The organism is Algoriphagus sp. A40, from assembly GCF_002002735.1.
Taxonomy (GTDB): domain Bacteria; phylum Bacteroidota; class Bacteroidia; order Cytophagales; family Cyclobacteriaceae; genus Algoriphagus.
In genome coordinates this window covers 147,402-167,566 of the sequence record NZ_MUNY01000044.1, presented here as the reverse complement: position 1 = coordinate 167,566, position 20,165 = coordinate 147,402, and the positions used below count along the sequence as shown (strand labels likewise).

Here is a 20,165-nt window from a genome sequence, read left to right as displayed (position 1 = left end):
CACTAGTTAAGATCCTTAAGTTAATCAGTCATTGGTAGCGGAGTCGAAGCCTTTGCCCCGGTGAGTGCCTCTAATTACCGGAAATAGATAAGTAGAATTTTCCACGATCGACCCTGCCCCGGTGAGTGTCTCCACTCACGGGAATTCCAAGTCCAACTTCCAGTAAATACTGAAAACTAAACCAACTATGCCTTTTTTCTACCGGACTCTGATTTGCCTGGGCTTTGTCCTGATTTCCTTTTCTTCTTTTTCTCAAAGCAAACCCCTTGTCGGGCAGGTGTTGGACAGCCTTAATAGGCCGATTGCCTACGCAAATGTGGTGGCAGTGAACCAAAGCACGCAAAAGATCGGCGGATTTGGGATCACCAACGAGGAAGGGAGATTCAAGATCACGCTGGCCGAAGGGTCCCAATTTTTGCTCCGGGTTTCTTTTGTGGGGTATCACCAGTTTGAAAAACTGATCTCAGAATGGGATTCCGAGGTACAGATGCAGATTGTCCTGAAGCAAAGTGATACCGAGTTGGGCCTTGTCGAAGTGGTATCTGAGATGCCGGTCACGATGAAAGGCGATACACTGACCTACAAAACTGATGCTTTTACCACCGGGACGGAGCGCAAACTCGAAGATGTACTGGAAAAGCTGCCGGGATTCCAGATCGATGACAACGGGGATGTCAAAGTACAGGGGAAAAAGGTCGACAAAGTCCTGGTGGACGGCAAGCCGTTCTTCGATGGAGACACCAAATTGGCCACCAAAAACCTTCCAGCAAATGCTGTGGACCGAGTGCAAGTGTTGAAGAATTTCAATGAAATCTCCCCGATACGGGGATTGGATAATGACGAATCTTTGGCCCTGAACATCCAACTCAAAGACGGGAAAAAGAACATGGTCTTCGGGGATGTGACGGCAGGTGCGGGTCCGGAAGAACGCTACCTCGGTCACGCCAATGTCTTTTATTATGCTCCCAAACTGAATCTGAATCTTATCGGTGGTACCAACAACGTCGGAGAGCAGACCTTTACGCTTCAGGATTATTTTCGCTTTAGCGGCGGAATGGCAGGTTTGGGCCGAAGAACCGGGTCGAACGTGGCACTTGCAGGGGATGATATAGGAATTCCAATGGCCAGTCGGGACAATGCTGCTTCCCTGGAGACGACGCTTGGAGCACTTAATTTCAACTTCAACCCGAGCAAAAAGTGGCGGCATTCAGGATTCCTGATAGGTTCAAGTTCGGACAACAAGATGGGAAGTACTTCCTTGCGCACCTATTTGAATTCGGGCGAAAACAACCAGGAATTGCTGACCTCGGCCAGCCGGGTTGAAAACAAATCCGGACTCATGAAGTACGGTTTGACATTCACTCCCAAAGAGGAGACCTATTTCAAATACAGCTTTTTTGGAAAGCTTTCTGAAATCGAAAATGGGAATGTGATGAATTCTGATTTTGGGCAAAGGGAGCAAAATCTGGCAACCATCCAGTCTCGGACTCCCTACAGCTTTCAGCAAAAAGCCGAATGGTACCATGCCCCAAGCGAAAAGCGGGTATTTTCGATGGAAGCCAATTGGGAAAAGAAATTCACAGATCCACTCTATGATCTGACCACCAATCTGAAACCTATGGAAGGTGTGATTCCCCTTATAAACCAGGAGAGCTACCGATTTCTCCAGTCCCAGGAAATCAACACACAAACGATCGAAGGGGCTTTCAACTACTATCACATACTGAACGCGACCAATCATCTCAACTGGTCACTGGGCTATCAAAATATTGCTCAAAAACTGACAGGATTTTTGGAACAAGCGGACTCTGAAAGTGAATTTGAGGCATTTGACAATGATAATGAGTTTGGCCTCCAGGATATTTACCTGGGGATGACCTACAAGACCAAATGGAAAAAAGTCATCATCAGCCCATCGGTTTACCTGCATCGATATGCCTGGAGAGACTTCCAATTCGGGGATGAACTGAACTATGACAAAATTTTGGCCTTGCCGGGCTTTTATTCCAAATGGAATATCAAATCGACCAAATCTCTGACTTATCGATTCCAGACCGAGGCGAATTTCATGGACATCCAAAAGCTCGCTCAGGGATATGTCCTCCAGGATTACAATGCCGTATTTCAGGGAAACCGGGTTTTGGATAATGGACTTTACTACTCCCATTCCCTGTATTACAACCATTTTGATATGTATTCCGGACTCAACCTTTCAGGCAACCTGAACTGGCAGCGAAAAAGGAACGAAATCATCACTACTACGGATTTTGCCGGGATCAACCGCTTGCTTTCTGTCCTGAATATCGATCCTGTAAATGAAACTGCCACGGCTGATTTGCGGATGGACAAGCGCTACAACCGGTTCAAGCTGGATGCTGGCGGACGCTGGAATGCCTTTTCCACCAATCTCGTTTTGGATGAAAATCCTACCAGAAACGAGCAGTTTTCACAGACCTACGATGTTGGGGTGACGTCCACTTTCTTTAAAATTTTGGAGGTGGATCTGGGATATTCTTTTACAGCAAATGCCTACAATTCAGGTGAAATCAAGAACACTTTCACCACTCACAGTCCCAAAGTGGAGATCGACCTAGATATTTATAAAGGCCTAAAGCTAAAAGCCGATTATACTTATAACTCTTATCTCAACCAAGGCAGTGGTATCCGAAGTGACTTCGAGTTTTTGAATGCGTTCCTTGCCTACCAGGGCAAATCAAGCCCTTGGGAATTTCGGGTTTCGGTTTGGAATATTCTGGACACGAGATCAATCCGCAGAGACAGCTTCAGCGAAAACCTGATCAGCACTTATGCCTATCTCGTCCAGCCTCGGTATGGCTTGCTAACTGTGAAATTTGACCTATAACGAGACTTAAATTGGATTTTTGACCAAGGCTGTGGTCTATCGACTGTGGGCTGTCGACGATTTTCATTTTTCCCAAAAACCGCTTAATCCAACAGTTTTAAAGGAAACTCCTGTTTATTTTTCATTTTAAGTAGTCCGATTAATCCCATTGGGAGGTAGTATGAATGTGGTTTTTTTTGGCAGAATGATCGCGGGTAACGGTCGTTCTGCCTTTATTTCATTCCCTCTATGATTAACAAATTCAGAATTTCAATTGCGCTTTGCCTGGCATTAGGCTTAATGGTGCATTTCCAAAGTGCGGCTCAAGTCCCTGATTCCATTCCCGGCAAGATGGCGATTGCCGGATCGCGACCAGACCGGATTATCCTTCATCCGGGCGAAAACGGTGAGACTTCCATCGCAGTAAACTGGCGAACGGAATCGGCCGTCACTGAGTCATTTCTTGAGCTGGCACCGGCAACGCCCGGACCGGAATTCCAGAAGGATGTCAAGCAGTTTTCTGCCAGCACTTCCAAATTCACAACTCAGAAGGAAGATGAACCCATCTTGAATTTCAATAATCACGCAGTCAAAGTAGATCAATTGACTCCGGGTGCGATGTATATGTATCGGGTAGGCAAGCCGGGATTGTGGAGTGAATGGTTTCAGATCGAGATGCCGGATTCGAAAGCAGGATTTTCGATCCTTTACTATGGAGATGCACAAACTAATATCCTGTCACAATGGAGCCGCGTATATCGGGAGTCGCATCTGAAGTCAGGTCGTGTAGATGTCACTTTGCATGCCGGCGACTTGATCAACCGTCACAACTCGGATTTGGAGTGGGGAGAGTGGTTCAAAGGCGGCGCATTTTTGCATTCGTCGATTCCGACCATCATGACTCCCGGCAACCACGAGTTTCGTGATGTGAAAATCACCGAGCACTGGAGAGCGCAGTTTAACTTGCCGGCCAACGGCCCAGCAGGGGTGAAAGAATTGGAGGAGACAGCCTACGAAGTCAACTATGCCGACGTGAAGCTGATCTCCTTGGACACCGAGCAGATCGATGAATCTTCTGAAATGTTGGAAATTCAGAAGAAGTGGCTACGTGAAATTTTGACCAACAACCCCAAGAAATGGACTTTTGTCTTCATTCACTATCCGGTCTATGCCACCAAGGCAGAGCGGACGAATGTGAAATTGTTGGATGATTTTAGACCGATTTTCGAGGAATTTGGAGTGGATATGATTCTACAGGGACATGATCACGCCTATGCCCGAGGTCAGGCCAATACCATTGCCGGGTCAGATAAATTAGACTACCACAAAGGACCAGTCTATGTGGTCTCTGTCGCCGGGCCAAAAATGTATGATGTGAATAAGCAAGAATGGATGGTGAGAAGTGCCTTCAGTACGCAGCTGTTCCAAACGATCCGCATCAACGGCGATGAACTCTTGTATGAATCGTACATGGCGACAGGTGAACTCTACGACAGCTTTGTGATGACCAAAAAGAAAGGCGGCAACAAAATCGTCAATAAGATCCCGTCGACTCCGGAACGAAATGGGTCAAGAGAGCAATGATTTCCCCAAATATGAACTTTCGAATTTTCCTTATCACATTTTTCCTGCTGCTTTCCGCAGGAGCACAAGCCCAACTGAGTAGCATCCGGTTAAGAATGGAGCATCCGGATAGTCTAGTAATCGCATCACATAGGGCTGCACATGCGGTTTATCCGGAGAATAGCCTAGCCTCAATTCGGGAAGCAATCCGACTGGGTGTGGACATCATCGAAATCGACGTCAAAGTGAGCTCAGACGGAGTTCCTTTCTTGCTTCATGATGGCACCGTCAACCGAACTGCTGTTTCGGCGCGTGGCCCTCTTGAGACAATGACTGCGGAGCAGATCAAGAAGGTAAAATTGAAAAATACAGACGGAACCGAATCTGACCAATATATTCCCACGCTGCGGGAGGCATTGGAATTGGCCAAAGGGAAAGTGTATGTGGATCTGGATCTGAAGACTGAAAAAGTCCAGTACCTCGTGCCGATCGTCAAAGAACTGGGTATGGCGGATCAGGTGTTTTTCTTTGACTCGGACTGGAATGTGCTAGATCATGTGCGCAGTCTTATGCCAGAAGCCCAACTGATGCCGAGAGCTTATTCTACAGATGATATTTATAAGATCGAAAAGCGTTTCGCACCAGCGATGGTTCACATAGATCCGAGCTTTTACACTAACAAGACGATGAAGGCCTGTCGAAAATATGGGATGAAGACCTGGATCAATTCCCTAGGTGGAACTGACGGAAAAATTGCAGCAAACCCTGATCCCAAACTTGCCGAACAACTGGTGACTCCAGGTGCAAAGATGGTTCAGACGGACGAAGTCGCGTTTTGGGTGAGTTTCAGAAACACTGCCAATGCCAGGTAAAATCTAAAGCTTGGTAAAAAATTATATTACCTCAACTAACCTATGTAGTAAGCAAAAAAAACAGGCCGGAAGTCAATTTCCGGCCTGTTTTTGTTTATAGCTGTAGAACTTTTCAAGCTGAGGCACTAAAAGCAAAATCAGAAACAACTCTAAAAGCTAAATATTGGATATCATTAAAAGCTAAAAATAATAAAACAACATAAGCTAAAAATTGTAAAACCGTAAAAGCTAAATTACCTTTGGAAAAAGGGAAAAGAATGGCCACGATCTCCGAAAGACTCGCTAGCTCCCTGACCATCCTCAAGGATCTGCAGGAAGTAGAAAAGATTGCCGTCAAATCATCCGAACTCAGCCGTACCCATCGGGAGCGCTTGGTTCGTTCGGGTTTTTTGAAAGAGGTGATGCGGGGATGGTATATCCCTACCCGACCTGATGAGCCTGTGGGAGAGAGCACTTCCTGGTACACTTCCTTTTGGTATTTCTGCGCAGCATACCTTGAGGAGCGGTTTGGGAAGGAATGGAGCCTGTCGCCCGAGCAGTCGGTGATCATTCATGCTGGCAATCTCACCGTGCCCAGACAGTTGTTAGTTCGGGCTCCAGGTGCACGCAATCAGACTACACAATTGCCATTTGACACTTCTATTTTTGAGACCAGAGCGAAAATGGCAGATGCAGAAGAGGAAGTGGTGGACGCCCATGGATTGCGGTTGTTTTCCCTGGAATCGGCCCTTATTTATAGTCCTGAGGTTTTCTTCCGCAATAATCCCGTAGATGTGAGGGCAGCTTTGGCCACCTTTCGGGATGGAACAGAATTGCTTCGCAAACTCCTCGATGGAGGCCATTCGGTGGTGGCGGGAAGACTGGCTGGAGCCTTTCGGAATATCGGACGGGATGCGATTGCAGCCGATATTTTGGCAGGAATGCGGAGCGTAGGCTATACGGTCACCGAGCAGGATCCATTTGCTGCTCCTAGTACTTTGTTGCTTCCTTCCAGGCAGGTTTTGCCTCAGGTAAATCGGCTTCATCTGATGTGGTTGAGCATGAGGGAGACGGTTTTGGAAGAGTTTCCCGAAGAGCCGGGCATACCTGCGGACCGGGAAGGGTACCTTCAGCGAGTTGCAGATCTCTTTGTCAACGATGCGTATAACTCGCTTTCGATCGAAGGCTACTGGGTATCGGCAGACCTGATCGAGCGGATCAAAGCAGAGAACTGGCAGCCGGAGGCCCGGGACTCAGACCGACAGCATCGGGATGCTATGGCCGCCAGAGGGTATTGGCTTGCCTTTCAGTCAGTGAAAAAAGAACTCCAAGCCGTGCTTGAAGGTGCTGAACCCGGAAAAGTCGCAGAGTCCGCACATCGGACTTGGTATCGGGAGCTTTTTGCTCCGAGCGTGGAGGCGGGGATTATCCGTGCTTCAGACTTGGCGGGATATCGCAATCAGCCTGTTTACATCCGTCAGTCCAAGCATGTACCGCCGGGAAGCGAGCTGGTCAGGGATTTGATGCCAGCTTATTTTGAGTTGCTATCAACAGAAAAGAGTGCTGCGGTGAGGGCAGTTTTGGGCCATTTTGTCTTCGTTTATATCCATCCGTATGTGGATGGAAATGGTCGGATTGCACGATTCCTGATGAATCTCTTGATGGCTTCAGGCGGATATCCCTGGATGATTGTGCCGATGAGCAGGAGGGAAGAATACATGGCAGCCTTGGAGTCGGCCAGTGCCGATCAGCAAATCCGGCCTTTCGCCAGATTTTTGGCCAGTATTCTGGAGTCATAAAAAAAGGCCTGGAATTGCTTCCAGGCCTAATTTTTTGTTTTTGAAATCTTTCAATTTTCTAATCAAATAGTCGCTACCAGTTTCACTTCCAATTTCACTTCGTCATAGATGGCTTTGTCGGCCAGGTCTTCGAAGAAGTTGCTGGATCTGTACTTGATGTCAAACTTGGTACGATCAAAGGTAATCTCTCCGGTAGCCGTGAGTTCTTTGCCGGATACTGATACTTTGGCAGGAAAAGAAACCGGCTGGGTAGTGCCTTTGATAGTTAAGTCGCCCGAGATCGTGTAGTCCGTTCCGTTGGCAGTCTTTGCTTCTTTGATTTTGAAGGTGGACTTGTTGAATTTTTCCACGGAGAAGAAGTCGTCAGACTTCAGGTGGTTGGTGAGATTGCCTTTTGATTTGGGATCAGTCAGATCTTCCACAGTCAGGTTGGTCATGTCCATTTCAAAGGAGCCACCGGTAATCTTGCCACTTGCAACGTCAAGCTGGGCATCGGAGATGGGCACATAGCCCCAGTGTTTTCCTGTTACTTTCTCAGCTTTCCAAGTGACGGTGCTTTCGGTCTTGTTTACAGTGGCAGGAGCAAGCGAGCTGTTGGTAGCGAGCAATGTTCCGGCTGCAAGGATTAAAGTGGTAATCAAATTCATGTGTTTAACGGGTTTGTTTTGGTGTGTTTGATCGTTTGTAAATTGAAATGCTGGAGTTAGACTTCAATTATAACAGCTTGTTTAACGGACAATCCCTATAAGGTTGGTGTATTTTGACTAACGGCAATAAATCCGTTTGATCAGAGAATTTTCTGTTTAAAGTGGATCGGGAAAGGGGTTTTGGCAGGTTGATTTTTAGATAATGGGATAGATTTGGCAGAAAACCATAATCTCTAAAAAAGGATAAGCAATCACTGCCATCTGTAAGAGATCCTGTTTTGTAAACTTTGACATAGGATATTTCCACTCAAAATAGCCAAGTCATGAAAACGATCTTCAGATTTTTATCCCCGTTTGTCTTCGGCTCGATCCTTTATTCCTGCGGCCCGGTATTGTATTCGAATGTGGGACAGAACGTCCCGCTACTTCAAGAGAAAGGGGAGTTTAGCGGGCAGGTGAGCTACTCCAGCAGCGATGGAGCCTGGGTAGCCAATGGAGTGGGGCTTCAGGGAGCCTATGCCATTTCGGATAGGGTAGGTGTTATATCCAGCTTCTATTCCCTGAAAGGAGCCGAAAACGAAGATGACGAATGGGAAGGGAAAGGCTCCTATTTTGAGCTGGGAGTGGGGCTTTTCGGTGGGAATCCCGACAAGAAGATTAGCTATGAAGGCTACGCAGGAGTCGGAACAGCGTCCATCAAGAATACATCCTTGATAAATAACGGGTCAACGCTTCATTTGAACTATATCAAACCCTTTATTCAGTCCAGCATTGGTTTTACCACCAAGTATTTTGACCTGGCGCTCACTCCAAGAATTTCTTACTTGAACATCACCTCGGGCGATGACTTACAGCTGGTTTTGGATGGAATGCCGATCAACTCCGGAGAATTTCTTGACGAAATAAACCACAAAGTGATGTTCGAACCGGGGATTTTAATCCGGGGAGGATTTCCCCAGGCGAAATTGGAGATACAGTACAATATTTCTACCCTCAAAGAACCTTCTGAGGATTACTTTTTGCTCAACAATGAGTTTGTTTCTATTGGACTCAGGTTTTTGATTTCAGGCAGATTTGCTGAAAAGGAATGATCAGACCTCAGCGTTTGCCAATAAACCATACTCCACCTTGCCATGCCCATCTGGTGTAGTGTAGAAAGGACGTTGCTCGATTTCGTAATTTTTATCCGGAGGAATTCCCAGAGCATGGTAAACAGTCTGGTGGATGCTGTCGATTTTGATCGGGTTTTCGATGGTTTTGCAAGGACGTTCGTCGGCAGTTTTGCCAAAAACATGACCTCGCTTGATTCCTCCACCAAACATCAACATGGAGCAGCCATCAGTGAAATGTCGGTGCATGCCGTAGTTTTTCATGTCTTCGATGATATCCGGCACTTCGACTTGGTCAAGTACTTTCAGATCCGGTCTGCCTTCAGTCAGCATATCCCGACTGAATTCACTGGCAACAATCACCAAGGTTCTCTCCAATTTTCCACTTTGATCCAGGTCCTTAATGAGTTGTGCAATAGGAGCATCGATCATCTTTTTCATGTCCTTCAATCGGGTGTTACCATTGTCATGGGTATCCCAGCCAAAAAACGGCTCGTATTCGGTAGTGACAGTAATATATCGGGCACCCTGATCTACAAGTCTTCTGGCCAAAAGACAGCCTAAACCAAATCTTCCTCCAGTATCATATTTTTCATAGCTTTCTCTTGGCTCCTGACTTAGGTCAAATGCCTTGGCTTCAGGTGAATTGAGCAGCATATAAGCCTGCTCCATAGATCTTTTAAGTGATTCTTTTTGATAATCCGAACCAAATTCACCCATAGGGCCAGCTGAGATCAAATCCTTGTAAAGCTGATTTCTGGACTCAAAACGCTTGGAATCCATTCCTACTGGAGGTCGGACAGCATCCAATCCGGCAGTCGGGTCAGGAATCAAAAACGGTCCGTGTTCCGATCCCAAAAATCCTGCACTGTGAAATGCCTTCAGTTCTTCCCCTTCGCCTACCGTAAACCGCTGCCCGATATTGATAAATGGAGGAATCACAGGATTCAAAGCGCCTTTTTCTTTGGCAATCCAGCTTCCCAAATGCGGAACGACCACAGATTGTGGCGGTTCGTAGCAGGTATGAAAATGGTACTGATGGCGGGTATGCAGGATATGTCCGAGATCCGCAGCCTGATAGGATCGGATCAATGTTCCTTTATCCAAAACCGAAGCTATATTTTCCAATCCTTCGGAAATTTGGATTCCATCGAGTTTGGTTGGGATAGCAGGGAAAGTACTCAGCACTTCTTTTGACTCCATTCCCTTTCGGAAAGGGGTGAATTTTTTGGGGTCAAAGGTCTCGGTATGAGCCATGCCACCAGCCATGAAAAGCAATATCACAGAATCCGCAGTGGATGGTATAGTTGCCGTGCCACAGGAAGATAGCAGGCCGGCCAAAGGCCCTCCCATTCCCATGGTTGCCATGGCTGCAGCACTGGTTTTTTTAAGGAAATCGCGACGGCTTTGTAAATATTTCATGGCAATCAATAAATCATTTGAAATTCAGGTAACAGGAACACCGCCCAGAGGAGATCCTGGACTTCGGTAGCTTCCGGTTTTTCACCGAAGGCCTTTTTTGCAACCTCGAGTTCTTTGTCGCTTGGTTGCCGGAGCAATGCACGGACATATAGTTCCCTCGTTAGCTTTTCTGTATTTGGATAGCTTTCAGCCCAAATCACACCTCCTTTTTCAAGGGATTTGTTCAGTTTTTCTCCGTTGCTCATTTCAAGTGCCTGAAGCAAACTGGCTTGGGTATCTCTGCTTGTGGAGACAATCTCCCGGTTAGGACGTCCCAAAGAAGTAAGGAACGAATTATTTGCTACTAAAGCAGCTCTCGCAAATGGAAGCTCTGTTTTCGCTTCCGGAATCAGTTCATAAGGTCTGAATTTTACTTCCACCGAATCAAAAAGTGGTGTAGCCAGTTGGCTGACTGCATCGGAAAACTGCTCAGCGGTCAGTCGTCTTCTCACGATTCCCTGAAACTTGAAGTCTTCCGCCATCAGTTTTTCGGGAGAGTCTATGGCAATCGACTGGCTTTGATAAATTTTGGAAGAGGCTATCTGGAAAATCAAGCGCTTTAGGTCGTATCCATTTTCTACAAAATCCACTGCCAGCCAATCCAACAAGTCCTGACTCCAGGGCAGATTGTCCATTTCATCTACCGGCTCCACAATTCCGCGTCCCATCATTTGTTTCCAGATTCGGTTAACGACCGTACGGTACATCCGTCCATTTGCAGGTTGCACCAGTTGGTCGGCCAATTGTCTAAGTTTTTCAGCTTTGGCAGCTGTGCTATCGATAGAGCCTAACTCTTCCCAGAGGATTTTCGTTTTGGCCATTTTGCCGGTTGGCTGCTCGCAGCGGCTCACTTCCAGTGTAGAGTCTGCGAAAATATTGGCAAAAGCATAAGCTTCTTCCAGTTTCCAGTCACTGATAAAACTGTCATGGCAGGAGGCGCATTTCAGATTCAACCCCAAAATGACCTGTCCCACATTTTGTGCGGCCTGCATTTCGGTGCGTTGAGAGGCGTTTACAGTTCCTCTCCAGCGGATCCCTTCGATGAATCCCTTGGATTTATCATTGGGGTTGAGCAGCTCTTTCACAAACTGGTCGTAAGGTTTGTTGTCGCGAATCGAAGTGTACAACCAATCCGTGATGGCAAATCTTCCTTTGGTTATGTAGCCCGTGCCTGTGTAATCATTTCTCAACGCATCATTCCAAAATGTCATCCAGTGTTGGGCAAAGTCATCTTTTCGGTTGAGCAGGTTTTGAAGCCAGATTTCCCGCTTGCCGGGATTTGAGTCATTTTCAAAAGCTTCCAATTCCTGTGGGGAAGGCAAAAGCCCAATCACATCAAGATAGATTCGTCTCAGGTAAGTTCGGTCATCGACCAGGTCGCTCCATTCGAGTTGATTCTGCTGGAAATACTGGTCCACCCAAAGGTCAATCTCATTTTCCAGTCCAGGTTTCGAGGTAGGCAAAACTGGTTTTCTCGGAGCCAATTCTGCCGCTCGATAGATGGATTGTTGGGCTACACCATCCGGCCAGGGAGCTCCTTTTTCAATCCAAAGTGTCAATAATTTGATTTCATCCTTACTGAGTAATTTTCCTTTGGAAGGCATCACATCATCGTGGTTTTTTCCGAGGGAAATCCTTCTGATCATTTCGCTTTCACCCGGATTTCCGGGTACGAGAACAGCCCCGTTTTCTCCACCAGCAAAAACAAATTCCTTCTCATCCAAGCGAAGTTCTCCCTCGATTTTGGATCCGGAGTGGCATTTGTAGCAATTGTGTGCCAACACAGAGCGGACATTGGTCACCAACTTGATTTCCTGATCCGGAGAAAGTTCAGAGGTAAAGGTTGCCAGATCAATTGTCAAAGATTCGGGCACTTCAGAATCTTCACCTCCTGGCAAAACCTCAGTCAAAAAATCCTCGCCATGAGTCAGGGAGGCACCAAAATGTCCAGCCAAACCCACTCCGATACCGGAGATGAAAAGCAGAGTTCTGTAGATTTTGATTGCTCCGGTTTTTGATTTGAGTTTTCTTTTCCTCAAGACAAAAAGCAAGACCAAACTCAGTCCTGCAGAAGCAAAACCAATCCATTGATGTATGTCCAGCGTCTGTCCTGTAACTTCCTCATTGGTAGCTAACAGCCATCCGAATACTGCCGATCCAATAGCACTGAGCGCCCCAACCGAAGCCAGAATCCGGATTCCCGGCCGGAGTGGATGATTGAATTTATTTAGGGTAAATAGCTCCAGAAAACCTGCGAAAATCAGCAAGCTTATAGGAAAATGGACGATCATCGGATGGAGCCTGCCCAGGAGTTGCCAGAGCCAGAAACCGGAATCGGGCGTGCCGTCCTGAGCCAAAGCAGGGAATCCAGACAGCAGAAGACAAACAACTGAAAGGAGAATCAGACCATTTCGGAACTTGGAGGCCTTTGGAGGGAATAAGGACATTTTCAGAAATTGTAATTGATGAAAATATAAGGGTTTTGCCCACACTTTCTGTCCTGATAGTACCCTTTGTATTTGATTTTAGACTAGTTGAAACCGGAAGGGCTACAGAGGATTAACAGAAAAAAGGCTCCGCTTCTTTCAATACAGGGCCCGAATCAAGTTTTCGAACTGAGACGGTTTCCTTTACTCTACTACGAGCCAGATATAACCGTTCGCGGGGATTTCAACTGGGACAATAGCCTCGTATTCTCTGTTAAGTGGATAAGATTTGGCAGTACCTTCTTCCATACGGATACTTGCCGATTCTGATAGTCCAGTATAATACAAGGGAAGTGAAATTTGTTTTTTGATGGGTTCCGAAGTCGGGTTAAACAGCATGATCAGCCCTTTTTCTTTCCCTTTTGGATCCACATGCATCCAGCCGTCCCAATCCCGGCCATCTGCCCTTCTCAGACGGATGATGTCAGAATTAAGGATTTCCCGGTACTTTTTGTACCAGTCTATCACTGAGATCACCACTTCCTTGGTTTCCTCCGTGTCATATAGTCTCGGCCCCCGATAGCATGCTTGGATCCCCGCTCCGTAATATTGCATCATCAACTGCTTGTAGTCATCCAAGTGATCCTTGAGCGGTTCCAAAACTGCATCTGCCCCTCCTCCCTGATACACCGTAAGCGGGACAAATCCCCAACCCATGGATGGTGTTTTTTCCCAAGTGGCATCATAGATATTCTGTCTGTTCAGGATTTTCTGCCGGTCCCTTGGAAGTGAAAAGTTGACCTCACGGTATCCCAGGGCAATTTTGTGTGTGCCATCCAAGAAATACCAATCGGGTGCATTGATATAAATTCCCTGGCCATTCATCCATTGGTAAAGTCCCTTCTGAAGATTCATCTGTGTCCATTGAGAATCATCCAATCCCTTGTGTCCGGGATGGGAAGTTGAGGCACAGACATCACCCGGATAAGGTCCGTCATTTTCGAAAATATCAAAGCCGGTTTCGCCGAAAAAGAACCTGAGTTTTGCCAAATAGTCTAATCCCCATTCACTCCCCAGACAGGGAGCATTGCCGAAAAATGCTCCTCCCGGTTTGCCGGTGATCGGGCTGATCACGTCCGTTTCCGGGCCAATACTTCGGGAGGAAAAGAGGGAGTAACCCCCGATTTTGATACCTCTTTCGTGTGCATAATCTGCCAATGATTTCCAGCGGGCAATGTTTTCGGGAGAATTGTCTTCCATGTTTATATGACTGCCAAAACTCAGAATCAGGGCCTCGTACCCGGTTGCCACACACTGGTCAATGGCCGTTTTTACCTGCTCGTCATTTTTGCTGACCAAGTGCATGAAAATCGGGTTTTGCTGGGTCCATGGAGTGATGGCCCGGTACATTTTCCTTCTTGCCAAACCGTTTCTTTCCCGGTCATAGCTGTCTAATACCAGTTCATAGCTTCGAATGGAAAGGAAATTTTCTCCAGGTTTCAGGGCAACTCCAATTCCTTTTTCAGGATAAACTTCAAGCGTGCTTGGGGTTTGGTAGTTGTAATTAACCTGAGAGGTATAAGTTGAGTCCTGCTTCCAATGATTGGCCTGAGCGCTGAGCTCTGCGTTCATTGAATTATTGAATGCAAAGTTGTTTTCCACATACAGTTGATGCGGTTTTTTCATTTGCTCAGTGCTACCAACCACGGCAGATTCTTCTTCCACAGTTCCCAGGATTTCGTGAACCACCTGATCAATCTGAAAAGTTCGGGTCCCAGAGTTTTCCAATGTCAGGTACTTTCCGATGAGGGGAAGGTTGTCGTAGATTTCATAGTGGACTTTCAGGATAAGCCCGGAAAGGCTAGGGTGGGAATAGGAAAAAGTGATTTTTTTGCCGCTTGCACCTTTTTCTTTTCCGGCCCAAAATTGATTCTTGGAAGGAAACTGCGGAGTGATTTCTGAAACTGAGTAAGACTGATATTGGAAATTTTCGGCTGGTGTTGTGATTTCCGACAGCCATTCTTTCTTGAAAAATCCGCGCTCTTTTAAATTCAGTGACCCGCCAACTTCATATACTTTTCCATCCAGCGTGATTCTCGCTTCCGGCATGGCCGTGCGAAGAAGTTGCTCACCAGTACTCAGATTGACAAAATCATAGCAAACGAGATTTGGGGCTAAGAAAAAGCTACGACGAACCAATCCGTTACTGAGCTGGAGTTCATTTGGGGAAATTTCCACCACCTGGGCAGGTCTCGACTTTCTGTCCACCAACCAATCTCCGGCATTTTCTTGTGCTTTTGCAGAATTAAAAAGGAGCATAAATGAAAGGCATATCAGCAAAAAGTAACTGAGGAAGTGGAAAACAGGGAGTTTTTTCATAAAACGTCTATGGGTTTTTGGGTAGTCAAAGGGAAAAATTTGGCTGAAAATAAGCCATCACCATAACTTTTCCATCCAGAACTCAAAAAAATAGTGCATTTGGCCCAAAAAAAATCCCGAATCCTTAGATCCGGGATCAATACATTTTTTTGCCAGGTTGAGTCCTTTCAAACCTGAATCAATATCGGCTATTCATCTATCTTATTCTTAAATTCAATCTCAATGATGCTCATCAAGACTTCCTCCCCTTTGGCGTCCGGATTTTTGAAAATCAGATAAATGTCCTGAAGAGCTGCGACCGGTTTGATGGCGACTTTGGCCCGCGGGGCAACTTGTCTTCTCCATTCCAACATATTCATGCCCTGAGGAGGTCTGAAACCCATTTCCACACGGCCAATTTTCTCGGATGATCCGAGAATTTCACCTGTCGGGGAACCCAGTCGGATTTCTACAGATCCGCCGATTGCTCCATTTCTCTGGGAAATATTGGCCAAAACATCGATTTGCTGGATACCCGTCAGATCGATTCCCTTTAGCGCAAAATGAGAATCCGTGCCAACCATCATAAAACTCACACTTGGAGTGGTCAATAGTTGGACTCCTTTTCTGTCTACAGAAAGCTGAGGATTGAGGAAAGGATTTCGCAATGCAACAAAGTCAACTCCGGAAAGAGAACCGATGGCTCCTGCACCTTTATCTGCATAAGAGGCTCTCAGCAAAAAGCTTCCTTCGCCGTTTTCACCTTCGGGAACTACCGGATTTACCTTGCCGGAAAGTGGCAGATTGACAACCGTTGGCTGGACATCATCCATGCTCAGGATATAATCCACCATTCGTTTTGCATCTGCTTCGCTCAGCGATGGATGCGCTGCCATCCCGTGTTCACCCCAGACGCCTGCACCGCCGTTGATGATTTTGCCAATCAGGTATTTGGTGTTTTCATCAGAGTTGGGATACTTGGCCGCAACAGCCTCATAGCTTGGACCGATAGAAGTCTTGTCATATTGGTGACAGGATTTACAGTCGCTTCCTTCGATCAGGTTTTTGCCCAAGTTGAGAATAGCAACCGACTCAGCACCGCTTTGCTTGGAAGCGATTTCTATCGGGTCAAAACCTGCAGGCACGTAGTCGAAAGTCACCGCCACTTCCTCGGCTTTGATTTTTCCGTCAGCCGAACTTCCGTCTTCCTTGTCGCTCACGCTGATGGTGTAGCCCAGTTCTTTCTCTCCAAAATAGAAGGTTTTGTTCATCCCGCTGAAGTCGATGGCGACGACTGGAGGTTCGTTTCCGGCAATCACCTCCAAGGAAGCGGAGTTTTTCTCGCCTTTGGTATCAGTGACTGTCAGCGTGACTTGGTAAGTTCCGGCTTCTGAGAAAGTAAAGCTTGGATTTACCTCGGTTAAAGTCTGATCAAATCCTGCTCCGTTGGTGATTTTCCATTCATAGGTTAGTTTGCCGGCATCATAGTCATCGAAGTCGTTGGTGCCTTCGGAACTGAAATTCACTGCCAGCGGAACTGCACCGGAGGCCTTGTCAGCAATAGCCGTGACGTTTGGTTTGCGGTTTCCTGCATTGTACTCGATCTTGATCAGGCGGGAATTGGCATTGCCACGGAACCAGGCCGAACCGTATTCCAATATGTAAAGTGCGCCATCCGGACCAAAATCCATGTCGATTGCCGAGCTAAACGTCTCATTTGGCAAGACCCGCTCCATGCTTTGGTAGTCACCGTTTTCATCCATAGAAACGGCAAAAATCCAACCTCGCATAAAGTCCACGATCAGCCATTTTCCCTCATAATAAGCAGGGAAAGTATAAGGAGCACCTTCTTTGAAGTCCGCTTTGCGGAAAACAGGTCCTCCGGTTGCACTTCTTCCTGAGCTACCCAGCTGAGGAAAAACCTCAGAAACACCGTAAGGATAATAGATCATGGCCGGAACTGGTTTTGGAAGTTCTTTCAAGCCGGTATTGTTCACCGATTCATTCATCGGATTGTTCACATCATAAGGTGCGCCGTAGGAGCTGTCTGCGTGATTGTGACGGTTGTAGGGAAAATTGTCCCCGATAAAATACGGCCACCCGAAAAAGCCCGGGCCTTTGGCTTGGTTGAATTCGTCGTATCCCTTGGGCCCCCAGATGGAGTCCACAGAGGCATCTGGCCCGACCTCACCCCAATAGAGGAAGCCAGTTTTGGAATCAATAGTTGGCCTCCAGGCGTTTCTGTGGCCCATGGTGTAGATTTCAGGTTTGGTTTTTTCTGTCCCTACCGGAAAAAGATTGCCTTCTGGAATCGTATAGGTTCCGTCATCTTCGGGATGGATTCTAAGGATTTTCCCCCTCAAATCATTGGTATTTCCAGGAGCACGCTGGTCGTCGGAGTTTTCCATACCGGGTCTTTCGTCCAGATTGGATGAACCCTCACGGGGGTTTACGGTATTGTTTCCTACTGTCAGGTACAGGTTTCCTTCCGGGTCAAAGACCATCCCGCCACCAGTATGGCAGCATTCCTGCCGCTGGGTTGGGACTTCCATGATGACTTTCTTGGAGGAAGCCACCAGTTCATTTCCTTTCAGTTCCCATCTTGCCAACACGTGTTTTGCATCCGCCGAATCGGCATAATACATGTAGATCCAGTTGTTTGTGGCATAGTCGGGGTGGGCGATCACTCCCATCAATCCTTCCTCAGCTTCGCGGATCACCCCCTCTTTGTTGGTGTATTTGGTGTTGACCGGAATCGTGGCTACGAGGGTCATTTCCCCGGTTTTTTCATCAAAAATTTTGACCCCACCTTTTCGCTCCACGATCAGGACGCGGTTTTCCGGGAGGAAAGTCATCTCCATCGGTTCGTCCATGCCTTCAGTCAGGACAACTTTGGTGAATCGGTTGTCATCGGGTTTAATGGTTGAAACCTCCTCCCGCTTACAGGACAAAAATCCGAGAATCAGAAAAAGGAGTAATGGGTAGCTCCGTTGTAAAAGGTTTGTCATAGGTTATTTGTTGAAATGGGTATTTAATGGGTTGGTTTCTATTGTCTCAATTTTGATCAATTGGGATTCAAATCCAAAATTTATTTCTGAGACGGTAAAAATGAAGGATGAATGCGAATGGGAAATGACTGATTATTTGGGATATAACCCCAATCTGCGAACAGGGTTTTAAGAAAGACTCAAATTCAATTTTTCCAATCGTCAAAAAATCAAAAAACCAATTTATCCTTTCCTTATATTTTGGGATAAGTCTTAAATCCATGAGAAAATTACTCTTCTTTCTGTCCCTCTTGCCGGGAATCAGCCTTGCTCAAAATCACGAAACAAACATCAAACGGATCTTTGATGCCGAACTTTCTCAAGGCCATACCCATGACAACCTCCGTTACCTCACCAAAAACATCGGACACCGACTGGCAGGTTCTCCAGGAGCTGCGGCAGCAGTGGAATGGACTCGGCAGCTGATGGAAAGCTACGGTTTTGACACTGTGTATCTCCAGCCAGTGATGGTGCCACATTGGGTGAGGGGAGGAAAAGATGTGGTCAAGATTATCAATTCCGATAAGCATGGCTCGTTGGAATTAACAGCTTTGGCCCTCGGAAATACTCAGGGAACCGGTCCGGCTGGTCTCGTCGGAGAAGTGGTGGAGGTGAAAAGTATCCCTGAACTCAAGGAACTTGGCGAGAAGGTTCGGGGCAAAATCGTCTTTTTCAACGGACCGATGGACCCTACGAAAGTGGATGCTTTTGAAGCGTACGGCGGAGCAAATGCTCAGCGGAGTGCAGGTGCAGGCGAAGCCTCCAAGCTTGGTGCAATCGGGTCCATCGTCCGCTCTCTGAGCAATCGTATCGACGATATCCCTCATACAGGAAGCCAACGCTATAATCCGGATTTTCCGAAAATCCCGGCTTTGGCGATCAGTACTCAGGACGCCGAGTTACTTAGCTCTTTACTTTCCGAGCAGCCTGATTTGAAAATTTATTTGGAATCCCATGGCGAGATGAAGCCTGACAAGCTTTCCTACAATGTAATCGGTGAAATCCGCGGATCAGAGAATCCCGAAGAAATCATCGCCGTAGGCGGCCACCTCGACTCTTGGGATGTGGGGGAAGGTGCGCATGACGACGGAGCTGGCTGCATGCAGGGTATCGAAGTGCTCAGATTGTACAAGGAATTTGGTTGGAAACCCAAACGAACCATCCGTGCAGTAATGTGGATGAATGAGGAAAACGGGCTTCGGGGTGGTGTGGAATACGCTAAAATTGCCAAGGAAAAAGGAGAAAAGCACATTGCTGCGATCGAGTCTGATTCTGGAGGGTTTTTACCAATCGGATTTTCATCTTCAGGTACACCAGATCAGCGAGCCAAACTGTTGAGTTGGAGACCCTTTTTCTTGCCCTACCAAGTCTGGAGCCTGGACAAGCCGGGTGGTGGAGCGGATATCGGACCTCTCAGGGATCAAGGACCTCTGCTTATTGGATTGGAGCCGGACTCACAGAAATATTTCATCTACCACCATACCGAGGCGGATGTCTTTGAGGCGGTGGATCAGCGGGAACTTGAATTGGGTGCTGCGGCCATGGCGGCTTTGGTTTATCTTCTGGAGCAAGAAGGAATTTGATGATTTGATATTTCAGTTAGAACTAAAGAAAGGCTTCTAGAATTCTCAGAGGCCTTTCTCGTTTGAAATTGTTCTTGATTCAATTAGGTATTAAAAGTAACATTGAGATAAGTCCAGGAGGTGGAAAAAATAAGCCCCAGTTTACTAGACCGGGGCTAACCATTAAAAAATCGCCTATTTAATACACCTAACCTACTTCAATTGCCTTTTTGGGTTTATTTCCTTCCAAGGTCTTTTTGGGAAGTGTACATTCAGAATTCCGTTTTCATATTTTGTATCGATTTTTTCATCTTTTACATTCTGAGTTCTAAGTCAAATCTGACTTGAATACTATTGATAATCAGTGACAAAAGTCAGAATTGCATGTCATTGTGGTCAAGGATATTCCTCTTAATTCCGTGTCGTGATAATTTATTGCATCCGCTTGGCTAAAGCGGTATGAATTCCCTGCTGTCCCAATTATCTTACTGTTGAAAACA

At 46.7% G+C, this 20,165-nt stretch carries 11 protein-coding genes; 6 read left to right on the top strand and 5 right to left on the bottom strand.

What is annotated here, in order from left to right; genetic code table 11:
- Positions 1-187: 187 nt before the first annotated feature.
- The 4 genes from B0E43_RS28500 (at position 188) to B0E43_RS28485 (ending at position 7,055) form a co-directional block, all read left to right on the top strand.
- The gene (locus tag B0E43_RS28500) at positions 188-2,863 is read left to right on the top strand and encodes a carboxypeptidase-like regulatory domain-containing protein (RefSeq protein WP_077348237.1); all 2,676 of its coding nucleotides are present in this window, start codon (positions 188-190) and stop codon (positions 2,861-2,863) included.
- A 228-nt stretch (positions 2,864-3,091) separates the two neighbouring features.
- Positions 3,092-4,426: a metallophosphoesterase family protein gene (locus tag B0E43_RS28495; RefSeq protein WP_077348235.1), complete on the top strand. Its 1,335-nt coding sequence runs from the start codon at positions 3,092-3,094 to the stop codon at positions 4,424-4,426.
- A gap of 11 nt (positions 4,427-4,437) precedes the next feature.
- Positions 4,438-5,277 carry a glycerophosphodiester phosphodiesterase family protein gene (locus B0E43_RS28490; protein ID WP_168171912.1) on the top strand — a complete coding sequence of 280 codons (840 nt, stop codon included), beginning with the start codon at positions 4,438-4,440 and terminating at the stop codon, positions 5,275-5,277.
- Positions 5,278-5,516: 239 nt separating this feature from the next.
- On the top strand, positions 5,517-7,055 hold the full coding sequence (locus tag B0E43_RS28485) for a Fic family protein (RefSeq protein ID WP_217349144.1): 1,539 nt from the start codon (positions 5,517-5,519) through the stop codon (positions 7,053-7,055).
- A 62-nt stretch (positions 7,056-7,117) separates the two neighbouring features.
- Here B0E43_RS28485 and B0E43_RS28480 read toward each other — a convergent pair whose 3' ends face one another.
- On the bottom strand, positions 7,118-7,702 hold the full coding sequence (locus tag B0E43_RS28480) for a YceI family protein (RefSeq protein WP_077348231.1): 585 nt from the start codon (positions 7,700-7,702) through the stop codon (positions 7,118-7,120).
- 323 nt (positions 7,703-8,025) lie between these two features.
- On the opposite strand from B0E43_RS28480, the gene B0E43_RS28475 reads away from it, so the two are divergent.
- Positions 8,026-8,793, top strand: a complete 768-nt coding sequence (locus B0E43_RS28475) for a hypothetical protein (protein WP_077348229.1) — start codon at positions 8,026-8,028, stop codon at positions 8,791-8,793.
- Here the strand turns inward: B0E43_RS28475 and B0E43_RS28470 are convergent, their stop codons facing one another.
- The 4 genes from B0E43_RS28470 to B0E43_RS28455 form a co-directional block, all read right to left on the bottom strand.
- Positions 8,794-10,233, bottom strand: coding sequence for a DUF1501 domain-containing protein (locus B0E43_RS28470; RefSeq protein ID WP_077348227.1), 1,440 nt, complete (start codon positions 10,231-10,233; stop codon positions 8,794-8,796).
- Between the two features lie 5 nt (positions 10,234-10,238).
- Complete coding sequence (locus B0E43_RS28465; protein WP_254423382.1) at positions 10,239-12,563, bottom strand: PSD1 and planctomycete cytochrome C domain-containing protein; 2,325 nt, start codon at positions 12,561-12,563, stop codon at positions 10,239-10,241.
- A 339-nt stretch (positions 12,564-12,902) separates the two neighbouring features.
- Positions 12,903-15,077: an alpha-galactosidase gene (locus B0E43_RS28460; protein WP_254423380.1), complete on the bottom strand. Its 2,175-nt coding sequence runs from the start codon at positions 15,075-15,077 to the stop codon at positions 12,903-12,905.
- A gap of 188 nt (positions 15,078-15,265) precedes the next feature.
- Complete coding sequence (locus tag B0E43_RS28455; protein WP_077348222.1) at positions 15,266-18,064, bottom strand: PQQ-dependent sugar dehydrogenase; 2,799 nt, start codon at positions 18,062-18,064, stop codon at positions 15,266-15,268.
- 260 nt (positions 18,065-18,324) lie between these two features.
- On the opposite strand from B0E43_RS28455, the gene B0E43_RS28450 reads away from it, so the two are divergent.
- Entirely contained in the window at positions 18,325-19,686 is a 1,362-nt protein-coding gene (locus B0E43_RS28450) for a M28 family peptidase (RefSeq protein WP_077348218.1), read from the top strand.
- Positions 19,687-20,165 lie beyond the last annotated feature (479 nt).

What these genes read in the sequence shown, in the direction of transcription:
- B0E43_RS28470 (WP_077348227.1), bottom strand. Translation starts at nt 10,233, where the DNA reads ATGAAATATTTACAAAGCCGTCGCGATTTCCTTAAAAAAACCAGTGCT.
- B0E43_RS28500 (WP_077348237.1), top strand. Translation starts at nt 188, where the DNA reads ATGCCTTTTTTCTACCGGACTCTGATTTGCCTGGGCTTTGTCCTGATT.
- B0E43_RS28450 (WP_077348218.1), top strand. Translation starts at nt 18,325, where the DNA reads ATGAGAAAATTACTCTTCTTTCTGTCCCTCTTGCCGGGAATCAGCCTT.
- B0E43_RS28465 (WP_254423382.1), bottom strand. Translation starts at nt 12,563, where the DNA reads ATGATCGTCCATTTTCCTATAAGCTTGCTGATTTTCGCAGGTTTTCTG.
- B0E43_RS28460 (WP_254423380.1), bottom strand. Translation starts at nt 15,077, where the DNA reads ATGAAAAAACTCCCTGTTTTCCACTTCCTCAGTTACTTTTTGCTGATA.
- B0E43_RS28480 (WP_077348231.1), bottom strand. Translation starts at nt 7,702, where the DNA reads ATGAATTTGATTACCACTTTAATCCTTGCAGCCGGAACATTGCTCGCT.
- B0E43_RS28495 (WP_077348235.1), top strand. Translation starts at nt 3,092, where the DNA reads ATGATTAACAAATTCAGAATTTCAATTGCGCTTTGCCTGGCATTAGGC.
- B0E43_RS28490 (WP_168171912.1), top strand. Translation starts at nt 4,438, where the DNA reads ATGAACTTTCGAATTTTCCTTATCACATTTTTCCTGCTGCTTTCCGCA.
- B0E43_RS28475 (WP_077348229.1), top strand. Translation starts at nt 8,026, where the DNA reads ATGAAAACGATCTTCAGATTTTTATCCCCGTTTGTCTTCGGCTCGATC.
- B0E43_RS28455 (WP_077348222.1), bottom strand. Translation starts at nt 18,064, where the DNA reads ATGACAAACCTTTTACAACGGAGCTACCCATTACTCCTTTTTCTGATT.